The 3,695-nt window shown below is 69.0% G+C and carries 4 protein-coding genes; all 4 read right to left on the bottom strand.

Annotated elements, in window-relative coordinates; all coding sequences use genetic code 11:
- Positions 1-16: 16 nt before the first annotated feature.
- Genes ACE026_RS12095 through ACE026_RS12080 form a run of 4 tightly spaced genes read right to left on the bottom strand, consistent with a single transcriptional unit; the run spans position 17 to position 3,510 of the window.
- Positions 17-724 (bottom strand): squalene/phytoene synthase family protein, encoded by a 708-nt coding sequence (locus ACE026_RS12095; RefSeq protein ID WP_486039192.1) that lies wholly within the window; start codon positions 722-724, stop codon positions 17-19.
- A gap of 18 nt (positions 725-742) precedes the next feature.
- Positions 743-1,426, bottom strand: coding sequence for a phosphoglycolate phosphatase (locus ACE026_RS12090; protein WP_486039191.1), 684 nt, complete (start codon positions 1,424-1,426; stop codon positions 743-745).
- Positions 1,419-2,150 carry a bifunctional 2-polyprenyl-6-hydroxyphenol methylase/3-demethylubiquinol 3-O-methyltransferase UbiG gene (ubiG, locus tag ACE026_RS12085; RefSeq protein WP_121038225.1) on the bottom strand — a complete coding sequence of 244 codons (732 nt, stop codon included), beginning with the start codon at positions 2,148-2,150 and terminating at the stop codon, positions 1,419-1,421. The genes ACE026_RS12090 and ubiG overlap by 8 nt, the downstream gene beginning before the upstream one ends.
- Before the next feature lie 16 nt (positions 2,151-2,166).
- Entirely contained in the window at positions 2,167-3,510 is a 1,344-nt protein-coding gene (locus ACE026_RS12080; RefSeq protein WP_123730709.1) for a TRZ/ATZ family hydrolase, read from the bottom strand.
- Positions 3,511-3,695: the final 185 nt, after the last annotated feature.

Here is a 3,695-nt window from a genome sequence, read left to right as displayed (position 1 = left end):
CCCCCCCCACGCACGCTCACCCCCGCGCAGCCCACCAGGTCAGCCACAGCGTACGCATCGGCGTAGCCTGGTACTGGCGGTCCTGCGCCCAGGCCTGCTGGCGGGCACGGGCCAACGCGGCGTACAGCCGGCGGGGACGCGGGCCGGCAACCCGCGCCGGCCACTTGGCCAGCAGCTGCTGCGCCCACCGGCCCGGCGCGGCAGTGTCATCCTCGGCCAGCAGCGAACGCGGAATCGCCGCGACGCCACTCTCATGCAGGCGCTGGGCCAGGGTCTGCACCAGCACCGGGGTGGCGACCCCCCCCCGCGCCGGGGTATCGAACATCACCGCTTCGACTGCGGCCACGGCGGCCGCATAGGCCTGCAGCGAACGCAGCGCCTGCGCCGGATCGACCGGCACCGCACGCGCGTCGATCAGATCCGGCAGGGTCTCGGCCAACGGCGCCCACGGCGCGCGCACCGGCTCGAGCACACGGCCCAGCGGATGGCGCGAGCGCTGTGCGGACCAGCTGCGCAGCTCTTCACCCCACCACGCCAGTTTGGCGTCGGACGGCATCGGGTCGCCGGCGGTATTGAGGATGTCGTCGAACTCCTGCAGCAGCGAGAACCACGCCACCACCAGGGTGCGCTGGTGCTCGGGCACGAAGCGTTCGGCCACCTGCCACTCGGGCCAGCGGGTCCGCCACTTGTCCAGGAAACTGTCCAGGGCGCTGGGAGTACTCACGGTGTATTCCTTGAAAGGCTAGAGCGTGCGCGCAAGCGGCCACGCCTTGGCATGTTGCAGGTGTTCGGGACGTGCGATCAGCGTATCGGCGCCCCAGGCCATGGGATCGTCGGCATCGAGCCGGTAACCCCACAGCGCGGCGACCGAGGCCATGCCGGCGGCGTTGGCGGCGACGATGTCGCGCTCGTCATCGCCCACGTAGATACAGGTGCCCGGGGCGATGCCCATGCGCTCGGCGGCGGCCAACAGCGGCAGTGGATGCGGCTTGCGCTGGGCCAGGGTATCGCCGCCGATCAGCACCTTGCAGCGCTGTTGCCAGCCCAGCTGCGGCACGATCAGCCGGGCCAGATACTCGGGCTTGTTGGTGACGATGCCCCACGCGCAGCCGGCCGCATCGAGCGCGTCGAGCATGCCGGCGATGCCATCGAACAGCACGGCATGCTGGCCGATCAGGCCTTCGTAGCGCGCCAGAAACTCCGGCACCAGCGCATCACGCGCTTCCTGCCCCAGCTCGGGAAAGGCCACCGAGACCATCGCACGCGAGCCCTTGGAGACCACCGGGCGCAGCGCACCCAGGGTGATCGGCGCGCGCCCGCGCGCGGCCAGCATCGCGTTGGCGGTGGCCAGCATGTCCGGTGCGCTGTCCAGCAGCGTGCCGTCCAGATCGAACAGCACCGCCGGCGGGAAACCGAACTCAGACACGTGCCGCGTCGTCCGGCTTGACCGCGTGGGCCAGATAATTGATGTCGGTGCGCGTGCTCAGGCGGGCACGGTTGCGCCACGGCTCATAGGCCATGCCGCTGACATCGCGCAGGTTGAAGTCAGCCTCGCGCAGCCACTTGCCCAGCTCGGCCGGCTTGATGAAATCCTGGTAGTGGTGCGTGCCCTTGGGCAGCAGCCGCGCCACGTACTCGGCACCGACGATCGCTACGGCGAACGCGGCCGGAGTGCGGTTCACGGTGGACAGGAACAGCTGGCCGCCCGGCTTGAGCAGGCGGTGGCAGGCGGCGATGATCGCGCCCGGGTCCGGCACATGCTCGAGCATTTCCATGCAGGTCACCACATCGAAGCTGCCCGGCTGTTCGGCGGCCAGGTCTTCAGCGGCCTGCACGCGGTAGTCGACCGTGACGCCCGACTCCAGCCCGTGCAGGCGGGCGACCTTGACCAGCTCCGGGGCCAGATCGATCGCGGTGACGTCCGCGCCTTCCTTGGCCAGCGCTTCGCTGAGCAGGCCGCCACCGCAACCGATATCGAGCACGCGGGCGCCGCGCAGGGTGACGCGCTGGGCGACGTACTGCAGGCGCACCGGGTTCAACGCGTGCAGCGGCTTCTGCGGGCCATCGACGTCCCACCAGCGGTTGGCGAGCGCGGCGAACTTGTCCAGTTCGGCCTGGTCGAAATTGGTGGAAGCATGGGGGGTGTTCATGGGGATCCTTGATGCATCAAGCACGGATGTGTCGGATACGCTCGCGCCACTGGCGGGCGTTGGCGACGATCGCGGCGGTGTCCATGCCGACCAGTTCGCGCTGGACCAGCTTGGGCTGGCCGGCGATCCAGACATCGCTGACCTGGTGGCGGCCGGCGGCGTAGACAAGCTGCGAGAGCACATGGTGCAGCGGTTGGGTTTCCAGCGCGGAGAGATCCACGCAGACCAGATCGGCCTGCTTGCCGACCTCGATCGAGCCGATGCGGTCGCCGAAGCCCAGCGCGCGGGCGCCGCCCAGGGTGGCTGCACGCAGCGTGGTGGCCGCGTCCAGCGCGGTGGCGTCATTGGCCACGGCCTTGGCCAGGATCGCCGCGGTGCGGTTCTCGCTGAACATGTCCAGGTCATTGTTGCTGGCGCAGCCGTCGGTGCCGATCGCCAGGTTCACACCGGCGCGCTGCAGGGCGCAGGCCGGGCAGAAGCCGGAGGCCAGTTTGAGGTTGGATTCCGGGCAGTGCACCACGCTGACACCGCGCTCGGCGCACAGGTGGATTTCCGCCTCGGTGAGCTGGGTCATGTGCACCGCGATCAGGCGGTCGTTGACCAGGCCGAGCCGATCCAGCCGCGCCAGCGGACGCTGGCCATGCAGCTTGATCGAGTCGCTGATTTCCTGAGCGGTCTCATGCGTGTGCAGGTGCACCTGCATGTCCAGCTGGTCGGACAGCATGCGCACGCGTTCGAAGTTCGCGTCGTTGACGGTGTACGGCGCGTGCGGGGCGAACGAGGTGCCGATCAGCGGATCGTTGCGCCACTGGTCGTGCAGCTCGCCGGCCTTGGCGAAGTATTCGTCGTCGGTCTTGGCCCAGGCAGTCGGGAAATCGATGATCACCGCACCGACCAGCGCACGGAACCCGTGCTGCTTGTAGACGGCGGCCTGGACGTCGGAGAAGAAGTAGTTTTCGTTGGCGCAGGTGGTACCGCCGCGCAGCATCTCGGCGATCGCCAGGGTGGTGCCGTCGGCCACGAACTCCGGCCCGATCACCGCCGCTTCCACCGGCCAGATGTGCTGCTGCAGCCAGACCATCAGCGGCAGGTCGTCGGCGACGCCCCGCAGCAGGGTCATGGGATTGTGGGTATGCGCGTTGACCAGACCCGGCATCAGCGCCGCGTCCGGGCGGGACACGGTCTGCTTGGGCGCAAAGCGCTCGCGCGCTTGCGCACGCGGCAGGATCGCGATGATCTCACTGCCACGCACGGCCACGGCATGGTCTTCCAGCACCACCGCATGCGGCTCGATCGGGACCACGTAACCGGCTTCGATCAACAGGTCACAGGCTTCGGGAATGCGGGCGGTGTCGGTCATGCGGGCTCACTTTGCTGGAGAAACAGGTCAGCCTACGGCAGGGCCTACCTCGAACCTTCAGAAGACCGGTCCCATGCTGGACGGCTACCGCGATGCTTCTGGAGGACTGGCCCCTGAGTCAGGGGCGGCCGCGAAGCGGCGGGGTGTGGATGCTGGTGAGTTGGGGCCCACGATCCGCGGTGCGG

This window comes from Stenotrophomonas sp. AGC87 (assembly GCF_057333975.1).
Note: the sequence above shows the minus strand (reverse complement) of the source record. Positions and strands in the feature narration are given on the sequence as shown.

Excerpts from the sequence above, each read along its gene's own strand:
- ACE026_RS12080 (WP_123730709.1), bottom strand. The coding sequence starts at position 3,510 with ATGACCGACACCGCCCGCATTCCCGAAGCCTGTGACCTGTTGATCGAA.
- ubiG (WP_121038225.1), bottom strand. The coding sequence starts at position 2,150 with ATGAACACCCCCCATGCTTCCACCAATTTCGACCAGGCCGAACTGGAC.